General features: G+C 64.8%; 3 protein-coding genes. 2 read left to right on the plus strand and 1 reads right to left on the minus strand.

What is annotated here, in order from left to right; genetic code table 11:
• A partial coding sequence (locus EOA24_RS32375; RefSeq protein ID WP_127410500.1) for a zinc-binding dehydrogenase occupies positions 1–817 on the plus strand: 817 nt, incomplete at its 5' end.
• 165 nt (positions 818–982) lie between these two features.
• Here EOA24_RS32375 and EOA24_RS32380 read toward each other — a convergent pair.
• Positions 983–2,092 carry a TRAP transporter substrate-binding protein gene (locus EOA24_RS32380; RefSeq protein ID WP_126063122.1) on the minus strand — a complete coding sequence of 370 codons (1,110 nt, stop codon included), beginning with the start codon at positions 2,090–2,092 and terminating at the stop codon, positions 983–985.
• A gap of 264 nt (positions 2,093–2,356) precedes the next feature.
• On the opposite strand from EOA24_RS32380, the gene EOA24_RS32385 reads away from it, so the two are divergent.
• Positions 2,357–3,074 (plus strand): gamma-glutamyl-gamma-aminobutyrate hydrolase family protein (locus EOA24_RS32385; protein WP_133374721.1); only part of this gene is annotated, 718 nt, incomplete at its 3' end.

Consider the following 3,074-nt stretch of genomic DNA (forward strand, 5'->3'; position numbering starts at 1 on the left):
GTCCGGCATTGCGATCGGCGACCGCGTCACCGGCGATCCCAACATCGCCTGCGGACGCTGCGCCCACTGCCATGCCGGCCGCGTCAATCTCTGCAGCAATCTCAGCGCCATCGGCATCCATCGCGACGGCGGCTTCGCCGACTATGTGCTGATGCCGCACAGGCAGGCGTTCCGGCTACCCCCGAACCTAAGACCGACGCATGGCGCCTTCTGCGAGCCGCTGGCCTGCTGCCTGCACGGCGTCGACCTGGCAGCGATCCGGCCGGGCGCGTCGGTCGTGGTGCTCGGCGGCGGCGTCATCGGCCTGCTCGTCGTGCAACTGGCGAAGCTCGCCGGTGCTGCGACCATCATCCTGTCGACCAGGCAGGCCTCGCGCCGCGCGCTTGCCGAGGAGCTCGGCGCGACGGCAACGGTGGATCCAAGCGCCGGCGATCCGGTCGCAGCCATCGCCGGCCCGAATGGCCTGGCGCCCGGCGGCGTCGACATGGTGCTGGAGTGCGCTGGCGTGCGCGACACGGTCGAACAGTCGATGCGGATTGCCAAAGCCGGCGGCACGGTCGTGATCGTCGGCGTGGTGCCGCAAGGCATGAAGGTGGAGATCGAGCCGTTCGATCTTTTGTTTCGCGAATTGAAGGTGCTCGGCTCCTTCCTCAACCCGTTCACGCATGGCCGGGCGGCGCAGTTGATTGCCTCCGGGGCGATCGAGATCGATAGGCTGATCTCAAGGCAGGTCAGCTTGGAAGAGGCTCCAGACGTCATCGCCAATCCGCCGGCGCCGGGCGAGGTCAAGGTGCTGGTGGTGCCGGGACGAGGCTGAGACGCAGTTCTCCCTTCTCCCCTTGTGGGAGAAGGTGTCGCCGAAGGCGACGGATGAGGGGTGCTCCAGCTTGGCGCGGACGGCACTCCGTCCAACACCCCTCATCCGTCTCGGCGCTGCGCGCCGATCCACCTTCTCCCACAAGGGGAGAAGGTAAGGGCAAGCCTACAGCTTGCCGTTGCGCTGCTGCACCATCATGAAGGTGTCGTAATTATATTCGGCGACCTGGGCCCAGAGATAGTGCTCCTTGCGGAAGCCCTTGATCGATTCCCAGATCTTCTTGAACGGCGCGTTGTTGGCTTCCATTTCGGCATAGACTTCGTTGGCCTTTTCGAAGCAGGCCGCCAGGATTTCCTGGCTGAAAGGCGCCAGCTTGGCGCCGCCGGCCACCAGCCGCTTCACCGCCGCCGGATTGAGGAAGTCGTATTTCTGCAGCATGTTGGCGTCCGCCGCCTGGGCGGCGGTGTGCACCAGCGACTTGTAGGCCGGCGACAGCTCTTCGTATTTGGCCTTGTTGAAGAGCAGGTGCACGGTCGGGCCGCCTTCCCACCAGCCGGGATAGTAGTAATAGGGCGCGACCTTGTAGAAGCCGAGCTTCTCGTCGTCATAGGGGCCGACCCATTCGGCCGCATCGATCGTGCCCTTTTCCAGCGCCGGGTAGATGTCGCCGCCGGCGATCTGCTGCGGCACGACTCCGAGCTTCTGCACGACCTTGCCGGCAAAACCGCCGATGCGCATCTTCAGGCCGGACAGGTCGGCGACCGTGTTGATCTGCTTGCGGAACCAGCCGCCCATCTGCACGCCCGTGTTGCCGCCCGGCAGACCGAAAAGGCCCTGCGTGGCCAGGAATTCGTTGAACAGGTCGATGCCGCCGCCATGGTAGTGCCAGGCATTCATGCCGCGCGCATTGAGCGAGAACGGCACGGCCGCGCCCAGCGCCCAGGTGGGATCCTTGCCCCAGTAATAGTATGCCACCGTATGACAGGCTTCGACCGTGCCGGCTGCGGTGGCGTCCGCCGCCTGCAGACCGGGCACCAGTTCGCCGGAGGCGAAGACCTGGACCTGGAAATTGCCATCGGTCGCTTCCGACAGCATTTTCGAGAAGACCTCGGCGCCGCCATAGATCGTGTCGAGCGACTTGGGGAAGGACGACGCAAGCCGCCAGGTCACTTTCGGGTTGGACTGGGCGATGGCCGGCGCGGCGAGCGTCGCGGCCGCTGCCGCGGCGCCCACGCCGGACGCACCGGCCTTGCGGATGAATGAACGACGATCCATTAAGTTTCCTCCCTTGCGGATCAGCTGACCGATGCCGGGACATTCTCGGTGCCCGGACCGGTTGTCGAGAACCATACACGGGCAAGAAGTCGAGTCCAGCGCCGCGACCCAGCTAGCGGCCATTCGGCCGCCATCTGCAACTATAGTCTAACGCTCACTTCCCTGGTCCATGCGAGGCGGCCAAACTTGCCATGGAAAAGCCGCGTCGGATCGCTTATTTTATAGGCAGAACAATTCCTTGGCCTGATGGAAACCAAACTCAAAATGCAGCAACCGCTCGTCGCCGTCTCAACCGACGTCCGCCAGTTCGACAACTACACCTGGCACGCCGCGCCCCAGCAGTATCTGGAAGCGGCTGTGGCCGGCGCCGGCGTGTTCCCGCTGCTGGTGCCGTCCTTCGGCGACCGGCTCGACCTCGACGAATTGCTGTCGGCGGTCGACGGCGTCATGCTGACGGGTTCGAAATCCAATGTGCATCCCTCGCTTTATGACGGCGACCCGAGCGAGGCCAACGGTCCCTACGATCAAGCCCGCGATGCCACGACGCTGCCGCTGATCCGCAAGGCGCTGGAGCGCGGCGTGCCGGTGCTTGCGATCTGCCGTGGCATCCAGGAGCTGAACGTGGCGCTGGGCGGCACGCTCGGCACCGAGATCCAGGAGCGCGAAGGCTCGCTCGACCATCGCGCGCCGGTGAGCGACAATCAGGACGAGCGCTTCGCCATCCATCAGACGGTCTCGATCAAGCCGGGCAGCTGCTTAGCCGGCGTGTTCGGCGCCGGCGACATCAAGGTCAACTCCTTGCATCGGCAAGGGATCGACCGGCTCGGCTCGAAACTGCAAATCGAGGCATTGGCCACCGACGGCACGATCGAAGCGGTTTCCGTCAAGGACGCGCGGGCCTTCGCGGTCGGCGTGCAATGGCACCCCGAATACTGGGTGAAGTCGGACAGCAATTCCGCCAAGATCTTCAAGGCCTTCGGAG

The sequence above is a fragment of the Mesorhizobium sp. M2A.F.Ca.ET.039.01.1.1 genome, assembly GCF_003998035.1.
GTDB lineage: Bacteria > Pseudomonadota > Alphaproteobacteria > Rhizobiales > Rhizobiaceae > Mesorhizobium.